The sequence below is a fragment of the Thalassotalea sp. 1_MG-2023 genome (assembly GCF_030546745.1).
GTDB lineage: Bacteria > Pseudomonadota > Gammaproteobacteria > Enterobacterales > Alteromonadaceae > Thalassotalea_C.
Genome location: NZ_JAUOPD010000030.1, coordinates 18,656 through 38,763, shown reverse-complemented (window position 1 = coordinate 38,763; position 20,108 = coordinate 18,656). Strand labels below are relative to the sequence as shown.

The following is a 20,108-nucleotide window of genomic DNA, read 5'->3' as shown; positions in this document are numbered from 1 at the left end:
TGATTTGAGTAGAATAACTACACGGCACAAGCTCTGCCTTGTATAAATACCAAACAAATTGCTGCAAAAACAAACTTAAAAGATCAACACGCTCTAGTTAAATGAAATTTTAACTAACTTAATAGATAAAATTAACGGTGCAATGAAGACAAAATTTGGTGAAAAGAAAAGTCATAACTTGTTTTTTCATTATTTATTAACGAAAAGGTGGAAAAGTCTATCTGCTGCCAATCTACCTTTTGAGTTAATACTTTGTATTGTTCAATATTATCACGCGTTATGGCTTCAAGATCGTAGGTTTTGCCGAGATCGCCTGGTTTAAAAAAAGATTTACCATGGTGGTGATCATAAAGCTTTATAAGCGCCCAGGCTGTTTGCATGAAATGACCTCCAACACTCGCCGCGATACGTCCATTTTCAATTTCTTTCAAGCCTTCTTCTGTCCAGTCAACCCCACCAATAATCATGTTAGCGTTTAACCCCTTATAACCACTATCAATTGAATCTAAAATGCCTAATGCCATACCATCAGAAGCAGCCCATGCGATATCTATATGACCAAACCTAGCGTTGAGTTGAAAGATAATATTTCTACTTCGTTCCCTACTCCAAATTGCAGGTACAACTTGCACTAAAGAAACTCCGTTAGTTTCTTCAACTGCTAATTCTAACCCTTGTGTGCGTTCATTTGACTCTCCACTGAAACTTCCTGCTAAACCTATCGCCACAATATTTTTGTTTGACTGCTGTTTTTTTGCTTGTTTTATCAGTTCAGTAGCGAGTAACTTGCCTGCAAAAACATTGTCATGAAAGACTTCTCCAAGCCAATATGTAAACTTTTCTTGAGGAAAGCCGATCATTGTTTGTTCATATTTTTTTAACGTTCGTTCGATGGTGACAAATGGAATTTTAGCCTGCTCGAGGCGTTCAAACGTATTAACAGCATTGCCATCATAAGGCATAAAAATGAGATAATCGGGCTTGTTATCTGCCGCTATCACTTGTTCGATTGCTTTAAAGTTATAGATACGGTTATCTTTACCGTAAACAATGGTTAGGTTGATAGACAGGTCTTCAGCGGCAGCTTTTGCTACTGCCGTAACCCTATCCCAAAATGGTGTGCCAGGCACTGAAGGGTTTACGAAAGTAACATTGATAGCAATACAATTAAAATGAATCAGCCCGATGAAAAAAAGTAAAAACAATTTCATGCTGTCTCCCCTTTACACTCTTTTTAACTATAGCAGGAAAAAAAGAATTCAATGGGAATGCATACTATCTAGTGTGAGGAACTTTCGGGTAGGAATTTTGTACGAATAAAAGGTAATTTAATTGAGTTAAAGCGATTGATGTTCAGTGTCTCTGGATAAAAGAGCTAGAACAATAAATCAATCACATTTAACCGTATCCGAAGAAAAACGGCTATTTGGTATTTATACAGCGTTTTCACTTTTATAAGGGAAACAACCCCTAAATAAGTTAAGCTTTGTACAAATACCAAATAAGATGCTGAAAGTGAACAGCAAAATTCACCTTCCCTAATCAGTGCATCATGTCCCGCTATTAAGAAAAGCTGGCTTAATACGAGTTAACAATGGAACATCTTCTGCTGTTAGTTTTCCAAGTGACAACCATTGGCTAAATAACAACTCAATGTCTGCTTTATTCTTTAATGTCATTTGACTTTGCATAAGCGCGACTTGTGTTTGTAATCTTTGACTAGCATCAGCTTTTGCTGAATCGAGATCAGCAAGCACTTCAATGGCAAACGTTTTTTCTAAACGTTGATCATTGTTACGCTCAGTTGCTGTAACACAAGTTGCTATTTTCTTTTTCCAACTATTTGTTAGTGTATCTAAAGTATCGTTAGAAGTTTCTTCATCTTTTGCAATAGCGGTCAGTAAATCGAAAATTACTTGCCATTGTTCTTGTTGCTGATGTTCTTTAAATTTTTCAAGTTGTTGCGTTAAATTATCAATAGCCCTTTCAATTGAGCTACTTACTTTTTTAGCGATATTTTGTTGCGTTGATTCTTCAGCCAACAATGAAAGTTGCTGTATGCTGTCGGTAATCGATGCTATATCGTGGTTACTGCTTTGAACGATACCCGCAACTTGCGCTTTAATCTGATCAACTTGTTGTTTAGCTTGTTCTTCTGCTTGGGCATTGTCGGCAGATTTTCGTGAAAATATCTCATCGTTCACTTGTCTAAACTGTTGCCATAATTTATTTTCAGCATCGTGACCACTAAAGCCTATTTTTTTCCATGAACTCTGTAATGACTTTGCTTCATTGGCAGCTTGATTTATATCCGTTAAGTTTTGCAACTCTTTGGCTTTAGCAATCAATGCTAGCTTGGTATGTTCATTGTTCTGATATTGGGTATTTAGTGCTTTATTTAATGGCGAAATTATGCGGTTAAATTCGCCATTTAATTGCTTATATTTGGCTCGTTCAATTTCTCCAGCTTGACGCCATTTTTGCATTAACGTGCGTAATGAGTTCGCAACGGTTTTATCAATTTCAGCGGTTAAATCTGTTGCATTTACTAATTGCTTGGCTTGTTCTATTAGGTTTAGTCGCGCAGCGTAGTTTCTTTCTCGTATCGCTTCTTGCTCTGCAAAATATGCACGACACGGCGCGAATGCAAGCTCACAATATTCATTAAATTCAGTATTTAATGCTTGCTCTAACGTGTCTTCCGCATGCCCTAAACTATTCCATTGTTGACGAAACATTTTTACTTTATCAGCTTGTGCTTTGGGGTTATCTAAAGGTTGTTTTGCCAGTTGTTCAACCTCTAATAATAGCGCTTGCTTTTTTGGGGTTGAAACGTAATGTTCCCAATCATTTAGTTCGGCTAATTGTTCTTCTACAGCTAGGTATAATTTTGATAAACGTGCTTTTTGATTATCCTGCAATTTTTCAAACATCGTTTTAGCGCCTTTAAAAACGCCAAAAGCTGCATTGTATTTACCCGTGTGGATCAAGTGCTTTGTATCATTTAACTTTCGTTGTGTGTGTCGAAAGTCAGACTCCCGCTGTTTTTTAAAAGGCGCAATTGCTTGTTGCCATTTAGTATTAATTTCTTGATAGGCTTCTGTAACATAATCAGGTAAATAATCTGATGCCTGTTGATAACATTTTTTCCAGTTAGCTAACCAATCATAATACTGAGGCACAAGCGCATCGTATTGCATAATAGATTCAGGTACTGCTTTTTGTGAGAATGATGCGATTAACTGTGTTGCTTGTGCATTGGCTTCAATAATGTCTGAAATTCTTTCCAACCTTTGGCTGATCAACTGTAAATCTTGTTGTAAGGTTTTTTGTTGTTCATTAGAGAGTTGACTGCTTTTTAGCTCAGTAATTAATTGCGCTGTTTGCTGTGTAATTTCTTCAACTTGCTCGGTGTTCTCATTTAAAATGACATCGTGAAGTTGACCTTTTAGTGTTTGAATCGCTTGAGAAAACGCTTTTTGCTGTGTAATGCGTTGTAACTCTTGTTGCTTGATTATTTTCTGCTGTTCAAATGCTTCTGCATTCGCACGTTGCGCATGTACCACTTGTTGGCTAATTTCTTGATATTTAGCAACTAATACTTCTTGTTTAGCTGAAGGTAAGCAATCAAACTGTGCTCTTAAAGTTAACCACTGACCATCGTAGTCATGTTGCTTATCAAGAAGCTGTTGATATTCTTTTTCGTCTTTAAGGGCTAAATATTTTGATAATAACAACTGACAAGACTTTTCAAGTTTATTGGGGAGTTCTTGCTGAGCTTTTAGTATTGTTATACGTGAAGCAATTTGTTGCTCAATATCATCGTTACAAGAGTATTTAACCAGTTTTTCTAGTTGTTCGATAGTTAATTCATCAGCAAGTAACGCTTGTTGTATTTCAGGTTGTTGATGATATTTAAACACAGAAATAAGTAATTGTGGCTTATCAATACGCTTAAAAAGTGCATTAATAATCTCAGGTTCAGATTCTGTTTTTAACCAATGCTCCAATATGCTTTTATTAATACGAACATCATTAATAAGTTGATGTTTACGTTCGATAGATAACGCGCTTGAAGACGTGCCCATCAATTGTTTCTCAAGTTGTGCTTGAGAAAACTTACGTATTGAGGCCATATCATTATCATGAGAAGCGCTAAGATAAATAAATATATTATCAAATTTAAGTAACGCGCTTCGTCTTACTAGATCACTTGGATCTCGTTCAATAAGTGTCTTTAAGATGCCATTCTCAGTGTCATTATCAACACTTAATTCATTTTCTATTGCTTGAATACGAACATTAGCATTTTTATGTTGCCAATTAGCTTTGAAAAACCGATCAAATATCATTGTGCTTTAAACCTAGCAATTTCTAATTCGCCTTTATCACAAGATTTAATTTCTTGTGGTGATTGACCAGTAAACGCTTCTTTTAGTTGGCGCTTTGTTTTATTGACAATTTGGCCATCGGCGCCAACAGATAACATTTCATCAGAATTAAGATGTTTTGCTTGATATGCCATTGAAAGTTGTAATGCCGATTCTCGTTGAGCATCGTCTACAAGGTTACCTTCAGGCCACTTTCCCGTTTCTGCGGCGTATCTGAGACGTTCGTACATTTCAAGAGGCATGCTTTCAACAGCCGTCAAAATATCCATGGTTATTTTCTTCTTCTTTTTAATAAAATTAGTTGTATACGCGTTGCAATGTACATAAAAAAACCGATAACAACAGCACCAACAGAGAGGTAAAACTCAGTAGTACCCAGTTGAACATTTTGCGAGTAATAATATAAAAAACCACCACAAAATAATAACATTGCAATGAACGAGTATGTCATTATGCGTTGAGATTTTTTAATAAAATTAATCTTTTTCATACTTGAAAATTTTTCTTGATCAAAGTCTTCAAAAGTGAGTTCACAATGAGGACACACTTTAGCCTTATCAGAAATTTTTTTATTACACTGTGGGCAGTTGATTACAGCCATTTTCCGCTCCCTTTATTTAATCTACGTTATTCTACAAAAAAACGCCCCGAAAGGCGTTTTTTATTTTAAATTTTCTTACTAATTTTAGACTAGGGTCTGTTGATCTTTCATTTTAGCCTCTGCTATAGATTATTTTTTAAGATAACAAGGTGAAAGTTGTGCTAAGTAGCTATTCTACTTTAACCACTTTTAACGATGTTATAGGTTGAAAAATAGTCATAGCCCTTTGGGTTGCCTTGAAAAAGTGCCACTCTTTGTTACTTAATGTGCATTTGGAACAACTAAACATTACATTAAGTGCCTCGACTGCCAACTTTATCAAAAGCAACAGAGCTATAAACTGAAAAATTAACAGACCCTAATAAACAATTATTTTTTATTTTCCCAAAAATCAGCATTTTTAATATCTAACGCTTTCGGGTCAAAGCTATATTTATCTACACCTTCTTTTTGTTGTCTTTCGTAATCTCTTAACGCCTTAATGGCAGGTTTTGACATAAAGAAAATAATGATTATACCAACAATATTAAGCCATGCCATTAAGCCAACACCAATATCGCCCATGCCCCAAGCAGCGTTAGGCTCTGCGACTGTACCATAAAATACAGCACACATAATGACGACTTTTAATAGAAAACGAAGTGCAGGCATTTTAACGGTTCGATTGATATATGAAACGTTGTTCTCGGCAATAAAGTAATAAGCTAACACAGTAGTAAAAGCGAAGAAAAACAATGCTAAAGCAATGAACGGTTTACCAATTCCTTGAAGCACGCTATCAACTGCTAACTGAGTAAAGCCTGGGCCATTAATCACAACATCTGCTGAAACATTTTGTACGATAAATACACTGCTACCTTCCGGCATAACATTGTACTGTTGAGTTATTAAGATCATAAATGCTGTTGCAGAACAAACAAACAATGTATCAATATAAACTGAAAATGCTTGCACTAAGCCTTGCTGTGCTGGGTGATCAACCTCGGCTGCGGCAGCTGCATGAGGACCTGTGCCTTGACCTGCTTCATTAGAGTAAACTCCACGTTTAACCCCCCAACCAATTGCAGCCCCAAAGCCGGCCATTGGTGTAAAAGCATCAGAAATAATACTCATAAAAATGCCTGGTAACATATCAATGTTTAATGCAATGATTGAACACGCAATTAATATGTAAGCTAATGCCATAAATGGCACAACCACTTGTGTGAAACTTGCAATACGTTTTACACCACCAAAAATAATGAACCCGAGCATTAACACAATAAATACCGCGGCATAAACTTTCGTTAATGGTAATTCACCCATGAATGAATTAACGGTTCCGCCTTCGCCAAAGACATTAACAAGCGAGTCACCGATGCCATTTGATTGTACTACTGGTAGCAATAAGCCACATGCAACAATTGTCGCTAAAGCAAAGACCCAAGCGTACCATTTTTGTCCCATTGCTTTTTCAAAGTAATAGGCCGGACCACCACGATAAACGCCGTTTTCTTCTTCTTTGAAAATTTGCGCACTGGTTGACTCAACATATGCTGTTGCAGCACCTAAGAAAGCAACAACCCACATCCAAAAAACCGCACCTGGACCGCCAAAACCAATAGCAGCTGCAACACCGGCAATATTACCAGTGCCTACGCGACCTGATAAGGACACTGCCAACGCTTGGAAAGATGAGATCCCTTTTTCTGAACTTTTCCCTGACATTAATAAGCGCCACATTTCTCTAAAATGGCGTATCTGTGCAAAACGTGTTAACACTGAAAAGAAAATACCGGCACCTAAACATAAATAGATAAGGTAAGAACTCCAAATGTAACTGTTAAGCGTATTAACAAACTCTTCCACTGCAAACTCCTGAAATTATTATAATTATTAAATTTTTTTATTATCTTAAATCATCAACAAGATGATAGATAGCCGTTAATACATCTTTACCCAGTATTCTACTACGGTTATCTGACCAGCCCATTTCTGTATCTGGTAGCAATATATTATCTTTAAAAGGCATTTCTAATGTGTATGCTAAACAGTTGAATTGCTCACCCACCCAGTTAGATCCTAAGCTTAAGTTTGCTTTTCCAGGTTCATCTTTCTCGTAGCCTTTATCATCCTGAAACTCAGGTGTGATAGCAAGCAAGATATCTTTAAAGGCGTTTTCTAGTTTTGCCAATCGCTCATCGTATGACGGGATACCTTCACCACCTGCAACGAAGTTATAAGGTAAGGCTTCGTCACCATGTATATCTAAATGCATATCAACGCCAGTAGCCAGCATTTTTTCACGTACTAGGTATACTTCAGGGCTATTTTCCATCGTTGGATTGTCCCATTCACGATTTAAATTGACCCCAGCAGCGTTCGTTCTTAAATGCCCTCTTACTGAACCATCTGGATTCATATTTGGAACAAGATAAAAAACAGCCGTATTTAATAGGCTAACAGCAACACCATCATCGATATCGAGTAGTCGTTCAATAAAGCCTTCCATGAACCATTCAGCCATGGTTTCGCCAGGATGTTGGCGAGCGGTTAACCAAATAACTGGCTTCCCTTCGGCTTCTTGCCCGACTTTTAAAACACTAATATCTCGGCCATCTAACGTGTGACCAAGTAGTTGTAACTGACAGGCGTCGCTTAACTGTGCGTTATGAATTAACGACTGGTGACGGTCATAACTATAAGGAGCAAAATAAGCAAAATATGTGCTATCAAACTCTGGAGTAAAAGTAATGGTTAAATTTTGACCATCAAAATTAGTGGGTACACGAAACCAATGTTCACGGTCATAAGAAGCTACGGCTTGGTAATCTTGCCAACCTTCAACATAAGCCGCTTGGCCTGCATTAGTTATATGAAAAACATGTTCGGTATGTTCGTTATTATGAACGTTGAAATGAAACCATTGATAAAACTCAGAATTATTATCTTTTTTTATTGCCAACTTTATATCTTTAATATTGGTGGCATCAATAACGTCAATGTTTCCGCTATCGAAATGTGAGGAAATGTGCATTGTTCGATCTAGCTTTGTTGATTTTATGAAACCCTAAGTGTACACAATCAAGCGTAAGATCAGAAGAACTAAAGTGATCTAATATAAAGACCTATTTCCGTTGAATATCCCATTGATTTAGAAATAACAGTATTTTGTTCATCTAAAATGTAATAACTTGGATATCCGAGCACTTTGTATGCTTTTTTAATAGATTCGTTACCGTATGCAACTGGAAACGTTAATTGATGACGGCTAACAAAACGATCAATTTCGTCTTTTTCAATAAAGTCCAACCCTATCGCTATAACATCAATATGTGGATTTTTTTCATATACGGCTTGAAGGTTTCCTATGCTGGCGTGGCAAACACTACACCAAGGCGCAAAAAAATAAAGTACGGTTTTTTTCGTTGGAGATAATGAAACCGTTTTCCCCATCGTTGTTTCAAGAATAAATTGCTCTGATGCCATTGAGGTATCAGTAGAAAGCATATCAACTTGCTTGATAAACGATAAAAACTGAAAAATAAGAAAAAATACAATAATTTGTATAGCTACACTTTTCAAAAAACAACTCCAACTAAGTATGTAATAGGCATAAATAGACCTTGATTGCTGTAACTAAATTTCTTTTAAATGAAAAAAGGGGTCAGGTACATTTAATAAATTTAAACTGTACCTGACCCCTTTTATAAAGTATCTCTTAGCCTATTTTGGTTGCGCCTTTCATATACGGGCGTAATACTTCTGGTATTTCAATGCTGCCGTCTGCTTGTTGATAGTTTTCAAGTACCGCTACCAATGTACGACCAACCGCTAATCCAGAGCCATTTAATGAATGTAATAACTCAGGTTTGTTAGTTTCACTATTTCGAAAACGTGCTTGCATTCTACGTGCTTGGAAATCTCCCATATTTGAACACGAAGAAATTTCACGATACGTGTTTTGCGCCGGTAACCACACTTCAATGTCAAAGGTTTTCGTCGCACTAAAACCGATATCACCTGTACATAAAACTACGGTGCGAAATGGTAAGCCTAGTTTTTCTAGTATCTTTTCAGCATGACTGGTTAATTCATCTAACGCTTTCATAGACTCAGAAGGCTTTACAAGTTGAACCATTTCCACTTTATCGAATTGATGTTGGCGGATCAAACCACGAATGTCACGACCTGATGAGCCAGCTTCGCTTCGAAAGCATGGTGTATGAGCACACATTTTTATCGGCAAGGTATCTTCATCAACTATTTCATCACGAACCAAATTGGTCAGCGGTACTTCTGCTGTAGGGATCAAAGAAAACTGTCTTGATGCTAAATCAGTATGAAATAAGTCTTCACCAAACTTAGGTAACTGCCCTGTTCCATATAATGAGTCGTGATTAACCAAATATGGAACGTACATTTCCTCGTAACCATGTTCTTCGGTATGAACATCTAACATAAACTGTGCTAATGCACGGTGTAGTTTTGCAATACCGCCACGCATAACTGCGAAACGTGTACCGGCAAGTTTTGCACCACTTTCAAAATCTAGACCTTTATCAAGCGCTGTCGCTAAATCAACATGATCTTTAACATCAAATTCGAACGTTTTTGGCGTTCCCCATTTGCGAACCTCAATGTTGTCGTCCTCACTTTCACCCATAGGTACTGATTCATCAGTTAAATTAGGGATCGCAGAAGCTATATCATTAATTTGTGCTAATACTTTCTCTTGTTCTTGTTTCGCTGTTTCTAGTTCATCGCCAAGTTTACCAACCTCTGCTAATAAAGGCTGTATGTCTTCGCCACGTGCTTTTGCTTGTCCAATGGACTTAGAACGGGTATTGCGTTGACTTTGTAATTCTTGCGTTTTTACTTGGATAGCTTTTCGTTGCTCTTCTAACTGAGTTAATAAAGCGGTATCTAAAGTAAAACCACGTTTTGCTAATATAGCCGCTGTTGCCGCTACGTCTGTTCTTAAATATTTTGCATCAAGCATTGTTCATTCACGTCTAAAGTTTATTTGTGTAAAAGAGTAACTAAATACATACCTAAACCAGCTGCTAATATACATAAGCTGACATTAAGTAGTACATTGATTATGGCTTTCATTATTTCGCCTTGTTGCATCAAGAGCAAGGTATCGAGCGAAAATGTTGAAAATGTTGTGAAGGCTCCTAAAAAGCCAATTCCGATAAGTGTGCGATAAACGCTCACTTCGATGACACCTTGTTCTATTAAACCGTATAAAGTGCCCATGATCAACGAACCAGAAATATTAACCGCCAACGTAGCAAAAGGGAATCCCTTTCCTAACCAATTAAAAATTAATTGCGATAAGAAAAAACGAAAACTTGCTCCTGCAGCGCCTCCTAATGCGACTAATGCATATAAGGTTACTTGATTAATAGCGCTGGTCATCTGACTGCCCGTTTAATTGTTGTAAAAATGCTAACTTATCTTTTAATTGCTTTTCTAAACCGCGATCAGTCGGTTGATAAAAGCTTGTTTGGCTAATTTCAGCGGGAAAGTAGTTTTCACCTGCAGCAAAGGCGTTTGGCTCATTATGGGCGTAGCGATATTCTTGCCCATGACCAAGCTCTTTAGTAATACTGCTTGTGGAATTTTTTAAATGTAAAGGTACATCTAATGAGCTGGTGTCTTTAGCTAATGATAACGCTTGTTTAAACGCCGAATAAACTGCATTGCTTTTTGGGGCTAAAGCCATGTAAACCGCAGCTTGAGCTATTGCACGTTCACCTTCAGCAGGACCCACTCGCTGAAAGGTATCCCAGGCATTAATCGCTAACTGCATTGCTCTTGGATCGGCGTTGCCGATATCTTCGCTGGCGATCGCTAATAGCCTTCTCGCCACATATAACGCATCACCACCACCAGTTAGAATACGAGCATACCAATACAAGGCTGCATCAGGGTCTGATCCTCGTACTGATTTATGAAATGCACTGATCAAATCATAAAAGGCATCACCACCTTTGTCATATAACGCAATTTTATTACCAGCAACTTGTTTTATGGTGGCAAGGGTGATCTCAATAGTATTTTTATTTGGCTCAGCTAAGTCAATACAGTTTTCAAGCAAGTTCAATAACCTTCGCGCATCACCATCTGCTAATAATACCAGTTGTTTTGCTGATTTTTCTGGTAATGAAACTGACAATGCTTTTGTTTGTAAAATATGTGCTAACGCCCTTGATAACACTAATGACAGCTCTTCTTCTGCCAGTTTTTTTAAGTTGTATACGCGGGCTCGCGATAAAATCGCTTTGTTGAGTTCAAAGGCTGGATTTTCTGTTGTAGCGCCGATAAAGATAATGGTGCCATCTTCAATGAAAGGTAAAAAGGCATCTTGTTGGCTTTTATTAAACCGATGAACTTCATCAACAAATAAAATCGTTCGTTTGTGCTGATGAATTGCTCTTGCTTTTGCATCATCAATCGCTTGTCTAATTTCTTTTATTCCACTCGTGACTGCAGAAACTCTAGCGATATCTGCATTTGCATGAGTTGCAATGATTTCTGCTAAAGTCGTTTTACCTGTTCCTGGCGGGCCCCAAAAAATTAAAGAATGACATTTACCTTGTCCAATCGCTTGGTGTAGAGGCATTCCAGGAGCAAGAATATGTTGTTGGCCGACATATTCATCAAGAGAACTAGGGCGTAATTGTGCAGCAAGCGGCTGAAATTCATGTGTTTTATCATCAAAACCGAGTGCTAACTCGCCATTAGCGTTGGTCATCTAAATACACACCTTCAGGCACTTTAAATTGAAAGAGTTCTGTGTTGATTTTACTTTTGCTATCCACCTTTGACAGGACAATATCACTGACTTGCCCCGTTGCGTCAGTAATCGTGAATTGTTTAATATTTACGGATGTTGGCTCAAACATTATTGAAAGAGATTGTACTTGGGCATTATCGTCAATAGACGATAGCGTAAAATGTATCTCAGACTGCTTAATTACTTTATATTGAGCCCAGAGTTGGTCATCATCACTTGTAAGTAACATAATTGGCGTATTGGCAATAGAATCTTTCAAACTATAAGCGGTGGCTTGTTCTATGAATGGATCATATAACCACAACGACTGACCGTCAGAAACAATTAGCGACTCTTCTGGTTGTTGTGTATGCCAATACACTAAATTAGGTTTTTGAACGGCAAGTTTTCCCGTGGTACGTTGCAATGCTGTACCTGAACCATCTGTGACTTGTTGAGCAAACGCCGCTGAAAAATGCTCTAGCTTCGCTAAGCGTGATTTTAGTAATTGTTTATCTGATGCTTCACTATTGATCTTTTTAATGGCAACAGATTGTTCTGCCACAACATAGGTACTGCCTATAGAGAATAAGCTACCGGCAAGCACTAGGTTGATTAATGATTGATACTTCATAAAATTAATCCTTAATTGGAGGTGGTGCTAATACTTCACGCGCACCGTTTTGGCCTGGCATACTAACTACGCCTTGTGCTTCCATATCTTCAACAATGCGAGCCGCTCGGTTATAACCAATTCTAAATTTACGTTGAATACTAGAAATTGACACGCGTCGGGTTTCTGTAACAAACGCTAATGCTTCATCGTATAATGCATCAAGTTCTGCATCTTCACTCGCTTCCGCTTGCTCACTCGGTAATAACACATCTTGCTCACCTTGACCTGATAGAATATCTTCTATGTAGTCTGGCTCTGCGCGTGATTTCCAGTCTGATACTACAGCGTGTACTTCATGATCATCAACAAACGCACCATGAACACGCATTGGAATTGCTTCACCAGGAGGTAAATAAAACATATCCCCCATGCCAAGTAATTGTTCAGCGCCCTGTTGATCTAAAATTATACGTGATTCAATTCTTGACTGAACCCTTAACGCCATACGCGTAGGTATATTTGCTTTAATTAAACCGGTAATGACATCTGCTGATGGACGCTGTGTTGCTAAAATTAAATGTATACCAGCAGCTCGCGCTTTTTGTGCAATACGAGCAATTAACTCTTCTACCTTTTTACCAACAATCATCATCATGTCAGCAAATTCATCAACGATGATCACAATAGAAGGCAGTTTCTCTAATGTCGGCGGTGTTTGTGTAAAAGCATCGGTCGGCTGCCATAGTGGATCAATTATAGGCTCGCCAGCTTCTATGGCTTTACTCACTTTATCATTAAAGCCTTTAAGGTTTCTAACACCTAACTTAGACATTAATTGATAACGACGCTCCATTTCACCAACGCACCAACGCAAGGCGTTAGCCGCTTCTTTCATGTCAGTTACCACTTCAGAGAGTAAATGAGGAATTCCGTCATACACTGACAATTCTACTTGTTTTGGGTCAATCATGATCATACGTACATCTTGTGGTGGTGACTTATACAAGATACTAACAATCATTGTATTAACGGCAACTGACTTACCTGAACCCGTTGTACCAGCAACTAATAAATGTGGCATTTTAGCGAGATCTGCTACGACTGGATTTCCTGATATATCGCTTCCGATGCCCATCGCTAGGTTAGATTTAGATTTTTTGAACGCATCGCAATGTAATACATCTGCAAAAAATACCGTTTCTCGATACTTATTAGGTAATTCAATACCAATAACTGATTTACCTTCTATCACTTCAACTACTCGAACTGACTTAGCGGATAATGAACGAGCAATATCTTTGGATAGGTTCGTTATTTTACTTACTTTCACTCCGGGGGCTAAATCTAATTCAAAACGGGTGATCACAGGACCTGGTAATACATCAACTACATCAGCTTTAACGCCAAATTCTAAAAGCTTTTCTTCTACCAAACGACTTACCTGATCAAGTTCATCTTGCGATATTGGATGTTGCTTCTTATTAGGTTTATCTAACAACGATAAAGGTGGTAAACCGACATCTTTTATTTTATTAGCGTGTTCGTCTACTTGATCGTTAGAGCTGCTAGGTTCTTCCACATGTATTTGATCAACAGGTTCTAAAGCTGCGGTTATTTCTTCTGCACTGACGTGCTCTTGTACATTAATTGCGAGTGGTTCACCCATTAAGTCGTCAATTGACACATAAGGTTCATTATCACGAAACGGGATATCATCTTTACTTTCAGCAAAAGGCGGCTCTGTTCGACTTGCTGTTATGCTGTCTAGATTAGCAAAAGATTGAGGCTCTTCTTCTGGCTCGTTGTCGTATTCTTCAAGAGGCTGGTCTGTGGTTAATACAACAGAATTATTATCTGAATAACTTACGCCAGAAGTCGGAGTTTCTTGCATAGAAGCGCTGAACTTATCTTTTATCCAAGCGGGTAAATCGGCTAACGCAATGACCCCATTAATGGTGTGCTCGCCTAGCAAATCGATTAAACGTATCAGAGATAAACCGGTTAATAGCACAAAACCTGTGGCTAAACACATCAAAAACAGTAATGTACTGCCAACAAAAGATAAATAAGGTAAAACACCTTGGCTTATTACATCACCAATGATGCCACCTGCAGAAAAGTAGAATACATCATCAAAGTTCATGCTTGCAATGGCTGTTATACCAATGAAAAACATAATAAAGCCAATAAATTTCAGCCCTAAAGTAAGATAGTCAATCTGCATCAATTTATAATACTTTTGAAACGTTAACCATCCCGTTAACGCAATGACAAAAGGCAAAATATAGGCAACTGCGCCAAATAAATTTAAAAACAAATCAGAAAGAAAAGCCCCTACTGCACCGCCTAAGTTACGTATATCATTCTGATACCCTGTTTGCGACCAACCTGGATCTGCTGGGTCAAAACTATATAACGCGATCATCATAAACATGGCAAAAACACACGACACCAACAACCCTGCTTCTAATAGCCGTTGAATACCATTTAGTTTACTGTTTGGCGCTACTTGATCTGACAATCTACTTTCCTTTTTACAAAACTTCTTTTTATAACCGCTAAAATACCAAACTAAACGAGCTAGATAAATGCTTTATCGCTTAATTGGTAGGATATTCGTCAATTTTACTTCTTCCATGACAACATAAGTTCTACTTTCGCTGACAAATGGTAGCTTTAACAGCGTATCGCCAAGGAGCTCTCGATAGGCAGCCATATCAGACACACGAGTTTTTAATAGAAAATCAAAATCGCCTGAGACTAAATGACATTCTTGGATCACATCAATTTCTTGCACTGCCTTAGAGAAGTCATCAAATACATCAGGGCTGGTTCGTGTCAGGGTAATTTCAACAAATACTAATAGGGCTGCTTCTAACTTTTGTGGGTTAAGTGTTGCTTGGTAACCGATAATATAATTGTCAGACTCTAATCGTTTAACCCTTTCCAAACATGGTGTAGGACTAAGCCCAACCCTTTTAGACAGTTCTACATTAGAAAGTCGACCATCTCTCTGTAATTCAGATAGAATGTTTTTGTCGATACGATCAAGTTTTTTCTCATTGTCAGCCATTTCTTTATATTTCTCTATTAAATTCTATTTATATAGTGATAAATTCTTAAAATACTCAAATAACGACAGGTTATTCTAAAGATTCGCAACTATACTAGCACCATATTTCAACAGAGCAAACTAAGAGCAAATAAATATGATTATTGGTGTACCAAAAGAAATAAAAAACCATGAGTATCGTGTTGGTATGGTTCCGGCTAGCGCAAGAGAGCTTATCGCTCATGGGCATCAAGTCGTGGTAGAAACTCAAGCTGGTAGTGGCATAGGGTTTACTGATCAAGATTACACAGACATTGGCGCAACTATCTTACCTACTGCTAGTGATGTATTTGCACAAGCTGAGATGATTGTAAAAGTTAAAGAACCACAAGCAATTGAGCGTGCAATGTTACGCGAAGGTCAAATTCTATTTACTTACCTTCACCTAGCACCTGACTTACCTCAAACTCAAGACTTAGTAAAAAGTAAAGCAATCTGTATTGCTTATGAAACAGTAACCGATAATCAAGGTGGTTTACCGTTATTAGCACCTATGTCAGAAGTTGCTGGTCGTATGTCAATTCAAGCTGGCGCACAAGCTCTTGAAAAATCAAACGCAGGCCAAGGCATGCTATTAGGTGGCGTACCGGGTGTTGAGCCAGCTAAAGTTGCTATCATTGGCGGCGGTATGGTTGGTGCTAATGCAGCGAAAATGGCTGTGGGCATGGGCGCTGATGTTGTTGTGTTGGATCGTAACGTTAATGTTTTACGTAAACTTGATGATCAATTCGGCAACCGTATCAAAGCTATTTATTCTACGGCTGATGCCTTAGAAAAGCATGTGCTTGAAGCTGACTTAGTCATAGGTGGTGTGTTAATTCCAGGTGCAGCTGCACCTAAGCTTGTGACCAAAGAACACATAAAAAACATGAAACCTGGTTCTGCCATTGTTGATGTTGCTATTGATCAAGGCGGTTGTATTGAAACTTCAAAACCTACAACTCATGCTGATCCAACATTTATTGTTGATGATGTAGTGCATTATTGTGTTGCTAATATGCCAGGTGCGGTACCAAGAACGTCAACCTTTGCATTAAATAATGCAACATTGCCTTATATCATTCAACTAGCCAATAAAGGCTATAAGCAAGCGTTAAATGATGACAAGCACTTATTGAACGGATTAAATGTTATTGATGGCAAAGTTACCGTAAAAGAAGTTGCTGAAAACTTAGGTTTTGAATTTGTTGAGCCAGTAACAGCCTTAAACAGCTAATGAATCATTAATTCAAAAAAAGCCGGTTTTCCGGCTTTTTTATGTTTAATCATTTCTGATGGTTACCATTACCACAAGTAACAACGGATAAAAACTATCAATAGCAAACCAAGATAAGTATACGCTACAGTAGGCCTTATAGACTGTTGTAGGTAGGTTTTTATCAGTGTTAATTGGCTTGGTCGATTGGCTAAAAATTCACGCTGATATTGATACGCTTGAGTCGAAGATGTTGGATCTACTATCGCTTGTTCAAGAGTAATAATGCGTTGTTCAATCCGTGATTGATAAGTTTTCCAAATTGATTCTTGTCCCCACATTAATAAAATAAACAATACTAAATACATTGATATTTCATTAAAAACAAATGCAATAAACAGCATGAATATACACACAAGCTTAATAAGCAATGCATGTTTTTCATAACTATCACATTGATTTTGCAATAACTGCCATTCAGTGTGCATTGCACTCTTATTCTCTGCCATGAACTTCCCTTATCCTAAATAATGAATAGTCGCTAAAATAACTCAGTAAAGTTTAAAGTAACTCTGTTTTAGAAAAATGATGGCTTGCGATCACAAAACCTTCTCGTAAATAAAATTTGTGTGCAGAATAACGTTGAACCCCAGAATCTAAATGTAACTGAGTACAGCCCTGCTCTTTAGCAAAGTCCTCAAGCCAAGCCAATATATTGTGGCCAACTCCCGCTGAACGGAAAGCTTCATTTGTTACTAAATCATCAACGTATAAGTATTTACCCCAAGCTAGTTTTTCACCAATAACAAAACCAGCAACGGCAAGTACTTTTCCGTTATCTTTAACATACACAATGTTGTAACCAGTTTGTTGTTGCTTTTTAATTTGTTCAGCCAAAGATTTTTTATTGTATTGCGGCCGCAGTTGTAACATGACTTCAAGTACGTGTTCATAATCTTCATTATTCGCCAAAAGCGTAATGTCCATGGTTATCACCCTAGTTATTCTTAATAAGTTAATCGATATTTTTTTCGTACTTGGTCCACCAATCGGTGGCGTGAACTGTTAACTCGCTCGTGCGGGGCAAATAAGCTGCTGGCACTGTCTAATAAATTAACGGCATTTGTTAAACGGGTTAAATCTGGCTTTTGTTCATTTTCAGCAATTAACTCATTAATCGACGTTATAGCAAATTCTTTTCGTGCAATATCTTCTACTAATCCAGACGCTGTACAAAGTCCATATGTTCCAGCTAAAAAATGTTGCCATTCTTGGGCAATATGTTCATCTATTTTGGAGTGTAGTTTTTCGTCATGACATACAAAGCCTTGTTGCTTTAACTGTTGAATGGTCAGCCGGTAATTTTTGTTAAAATATTGATAAATATCTGCGGGTTCAATCAACGCTTCAACAACACCCAACCACTTAACATAACCTTTCGCATAATACTCTTGATAGCTTTGTTCAGAATGTTCAGCTAAAAATGATTGGCAATTAGCTTGAATGGTTAAACGATAGGATGCCGCTGGCATCACCTTTTGCTGTTGCAGATAAGTTAATTTTTTAGCAGAAATATAGCTTAACTGTAATAAAGTGTGTTTTGTATAAAAGCATTCATTTAAATAATCTATTAATTGCATGTTTATCTCTCAGAACTGACAACAGTAGAACTTGTTTTATTAAACATCATGGTTCTAAACTGTTCAGGAAGCACATTGTTTAACAACTTAGGGCCTGTAGAGCCCGACATTAACTGACTAAAATTTTTTTCTCGTAATTCAAATTGTTCTTTATTCCGATAAGTAGTCATTAACATCAGGTGAAAAGCTGCTTTAGATGTTGCTGGCACCTCAATTAACATAAAGGAATCTATATACCCTTTTTTTACTGCTTGTTCACGCAGCACTTGCCAGTTATTTTCATAAAAATAAAGCGCTTCTTTGTTATAAGGTTGATTAATTTTAATAAAGTCGATTGTTGAGATTTGTTGCGCCGCTTGGCTATGACCTATAAGTGATAACAACACAACAAATATCACCGACGTAATTGCTTTTTGTAGTTTCATCGCTATTTTCCTTATTAGGTTAACGCGTAAATAAACGTTTTTTTATTCGACTTAAGCCTACAGGGGTCACGCCTAAATAACTTGCCAAATCGCTTTGAGTTACGTTTTGTAATAATGTGGGGGTCGATTCAATAAGCTTTGCATAGCGTTGTTCTGCTGTTAAGCATAACAATTCATATTCTCGCGTTTCTTTTTTTAAGGCAAGTGTAAGTAACAAGTCATTTAATTCATTAGCAAAAACAATGTCCTGATTTGCCTGCACTAAAATGGCTTTAAAAGAAAGTTTAATCAAAGTCGTGGGTGCTAAACTAACTAAGCTAAAAGAAGTTGATTTACCTAAATAAAGTGCCGTTAAACTACCAATAACATCATTAGCCGTTAAGAATGATTTAATAGACTCTTTGCCTTGTTCAGAGGTATAAAATGCTTTTAATAAGCCTGAGTGTACAAAATATATTGCATCTTCTTGATCTCCCTGATTAAAAACATATTGTCCCTTTTCTTTACTAACCCTTTCTCCTTCCGTTTGCACATATTGAAAAAATGTTGCCACTGTTAACCTCGGTTAATGTGTTGTGAATATGACCACGATAAAATTTACTACAGATTAACATATATTGAGATCAAAGGATGAAACTTAAAAATAGGCGCATTGTGATAACAGGTGGAACTTCAGGTATTGGTTATCAGCTCGTTAAACAACTTTTTTCCGCTAATGAATTAATTGTTATAGCAAGGGATCAATATAAACTTAATGCCTTGCGAGAAAAGTTTTCAGGTATTACTACACTAAAAGCCGATTTAGCTAGACCAACTGAAACCAAGGCTGTTGCTGAAAAAATTGTAAATGAATACCAATATATAGACTTACTTATTAACAACGCAGCTGTACAGTATTGCCAACATTTCATTGATGATACTTTTCTAACTCAGCAAATCATTGATGAAGTTAATGTTAATTTAACCAGTGTTTGTATGCTAACCCATCAATTATTACCCACCCTACTACACCAAGAAAAAGCTATCATATTAAATGTAAATTCAGGACTTGCCTTAGCACCGAAAACTAGCTCTGCGGTCTACTGTGCTACAAAAGCAGCATTAAACAATTTTTCACAATCTTTACGCTATCAATTAGCAAAAACTAACATACAAGTACAACAAGTTTTTCTACCGTTAGTCGATACTCCCATGACAACAGGAAGAGGCGTTAAAAAACTGTCAGTTGAACAAGCTGCATATCAGATACTCACCGGATTAGAAAATGAAGTTCTTGAGCACGCGCTCGGTAAAGTAAAGTTACTCAAACTTTTACTTCGTTTCACTCCCTCTATTGCTAAAAACATAATGAAAAAATATTAAGGA

The 20,108-nt window shown here is 37.4% G+C and carries 20 protein-coding genes; 2 read left to right on the top strand and 18 right to left on the bottom strand.

The genetic code is table 11. The annotated features are described in order from the left end of the window. Positions 1-131 precede the first annotated feature (131 nt). From Q4489_RS16400 to lrp, 13 genes are all read right to left on the bottom strand, one after another. A complete protein-coding gene (locus Q4489_RS16400) occupies positions 132-1,211 on the bottom strand; it encodes an ABC transporter substrate-binding protein (protein WP_303482467.1) in 1,080 nt (359 codons plus the stop codon). A 339-nt stretch (positions 1,212-1,550) separates the two neighbouring features. Continuing rightward, a complete protein-coding gene (locus Q4489_RS16395; protein ID WP_303482464.1) occupies positions 1,551-4,352 on the bottom strand; it encodes a DUF349 domain-containing protein in 2,802 nt (933 codons plus the stop codon). Next, positions 4,349-4,660, bottom strand: coding sequence for a YeaC family protein (locus Q4489_RS16390; protein ID WP_303482461.1), 312 nt, complete (start codon positions 4,658-4,660; stop codon positions 4,349-4,351). Before Q4489_RS16390 ends, Q4489_RS16395 begins: the two co-directional genes overlap by 4 nt. A gap of 2 nt (positions 4,661-4,662) precedes the next feature. Further along, positions 4,663-4,992, bottom strand: coding sequence for a zinc ribbon domain-containing protein (locus Q4489_RS16385; RefSeq protein WP_303482458.1), 330 nt, complete (start codon positions 4,990-4,992; stop codon positions 4,663-4,665). Positions 4,993-5,361: 369 nt separating this feature from the next. After that, positions 5,362-6,840 (bottom strand): sodium:alanine symporter family protein, encoded by a 1,479-nt coding sequence (locus Q4489_RS16380; protein WP_303482455.1) that lies wholly within the window; start codon positions 6,838-6,840, stop codon positions 5,362-5,364. Positions 6,841-6,880: 40 nt separating this feature from the next. Beyond that, a complete protein-coding gene (locus Q4489_RS16375) occupies positions 6,881-8,008 on the bottom strand; it encodes a M14-type cytosolic carboxypeptidase (RefSeq protein ID WP_303482452.1) in 1,128 nt (375 codons plus the stop codon). A gap of 68 nt (positions 8,009-8,076) precedes the next feature. Further along, the gene (locus Q4489_RS16370) at positions 8,077-8,556 is read right to left on the bottom strand and encodes a TlpA disulfide reductase family protein (protein ID WP_303482449.1); all 480 of its coding nucleotides are present in this window, start codon (positions 8,554-8,556) and stop codon (positions 8,077-8,079) included. Between the two features lie 136 nt (positions 8,557-8,692). Further along, positions 8,693-9,973 carry a serine--tRNA ligase gene (gene serS, locus Q4489_RS16365; protein WP_303482446.1) on the bottom strand — a complete coding sequence of 427 codons (1,281 nt, stop codon included), beginning with the start codon at positions 9,971-9,973 and terminating at the stop codon, positions 8,693-8,695. A gap of 20 nt (positions 9,974-9,993) precedes the next feature. Continuing rightward, complete coding sequence (crcB, locus tag Q4489_RS16360; protein ID WP_139302610.1) at positions 9,994-10,395, bottom strand: fluoride efflux transporter CrcB; 402 nt, start codon at positions 10,393-10,395, stop codon at positions 9,994-9,996. Next, complete coding sequence (locus tag Q4489_RS16355; RefSeq protein ID WP_303482440.1) at positions 10,379-11,734, bottom strand: replication-associated recombination protein A; 1,356 nt, start codon at positions 11,732-11,734, stop codon at positions 10,379-10,381. Before Q4489_RS16355 ends, crcB begins: the two co-directional genes overlap by 17 nt. Then, complete coding sequence (gene lolA / locus Q4489_RS16350; RefSeq protein WP_303482436.1) at positions 11,721-12,389, bottom strand: outer membrane lipoprotein chaperone LolA; 669 nt, start codon at positions 12,387-12,389, stop codon at positions 11,721-11,723. Before lolA ends, Q4489_RS16355 begins: the two co-directional genes overlap by 14 nt. Positions 12,390-12,393: 4 nt before the next feature. Then, positions 12,394-14,892, bottom strand: coding sequence for a DNA translocase FtsK (locus Q4489_RS16345; RefSeq protein WP_303482434.1), 2,499 nt, complete (start codon positions 14,890-14,892; stop codon positions 12,394-12,396). A gap of 72 nt (positions 14,893-14,964) precedes the next feature. Further along, positions 14,965-15,444, bottom strand: coding sequence for a leucine-responsive transcriptional regulator Lrp (gene lrp, locus Q4489_RS16340; protein WP_074498976.1), 480 nt, complete (start codon positions 15,442-15,444; stop codon positions 14,965-14,967). A gap of 136 nt (positions 15,445-15,580) precedes the next feature. Between lrp and ald the strand changes: the two genes are divergently transcribed. After that, positions 15,581-16,699: an alanine dehydrogenase gene (ald, locus tag Q4489_RS16335; protein ID WP_074498977.1), complete on the top strand. Its 1,119-nt coding sequence runs from the start codon at positions 15,581-15,583 to the stop codon at positions 16,697-16,699. A gap of 68 nt (positions 16,700-16,767) precedes the next feature. Here ald and Q4489_RS16330 read toward each other — a convergent pair whose 3' ends face one another. Genes Q4489_RS16330 through Q4489_RS16310 form a run of 5 tightly spaced genes read right to left on the bottom strand, consistent with a single transcriptional unit; the run spans position 16,768 to position 19,296 of the window. Next, entirely contained in the window at positions 16,768-17,187 is a 420-nt protein-coding gene (locus tag Q4489_RS16330; protein ID WP_303482431.1) for a hypothetical protein, read from the bottom strand. Between the two features lie 52 nt (positions 17,188-17,239). Further along, on the bottom strand, positions 17,240-17,665 hold the full coding sequence (locus Q4489_RS16325) for a GNAT family N-acetyltransferase (RefSeq protein WP_303482429.1): 426 nt from the start codon (positions 17,663-17,665) through the stop codon (positions 17,240-17,242). Positions 17,666-17,685: 20 nt separating this feature from the next. Beyond that, entirely contained in the window at positions 17,686-18,318 is a 633-nt protein-coding gene (locus Q4489_RS16320) for a DUF6058 family natural product biosynthesis protein (protein WP_303482426.1), read from the bottom strand. A gap of 2 nt (positions 18,319-18,320) precedes the next feature. Beyond that, complete coding sequence (locus Q4489_RS16315) at positions 18,321-18,743, bottom strand: hypothetical protein (protein ID WP_303482423.1); 423 nt, start codon at positions 18,741-18,743, stop codon at positions 18,321-18,323. Positions 18,744-18,762: 19 nt separating this feature from the next. Then, positions 18,763-19,296 (bottom strand): Crp/Fnr family transcriptional regulator, encoded by a 534-nt coding sequence (locus Q4489_RS16310; protein ID WP_303482420.1) that lies wholly within the window; start codon positions 19,294-19,296, stop codon positions 18,763-18,765. 77 nt (positions 19,297-19,373) lie between these two features. Here Q4489_RS16310 and Q4489_RS16305 point away from each other — a divergent pair, with 77 nt between their 5' ends. Further along, complete coding sequence (locus tag Q4489_RS16305) at positions 19,374-20,105, top strand: SDR family oxidoreductase (RefSeq protein WP_303482417.1); 732 nt, start codon at positions 19,374-19,376, stop codon at positions 20,103-20,105. Positions 20,106-20,108 lie beyond the last annotated feature (3 nt).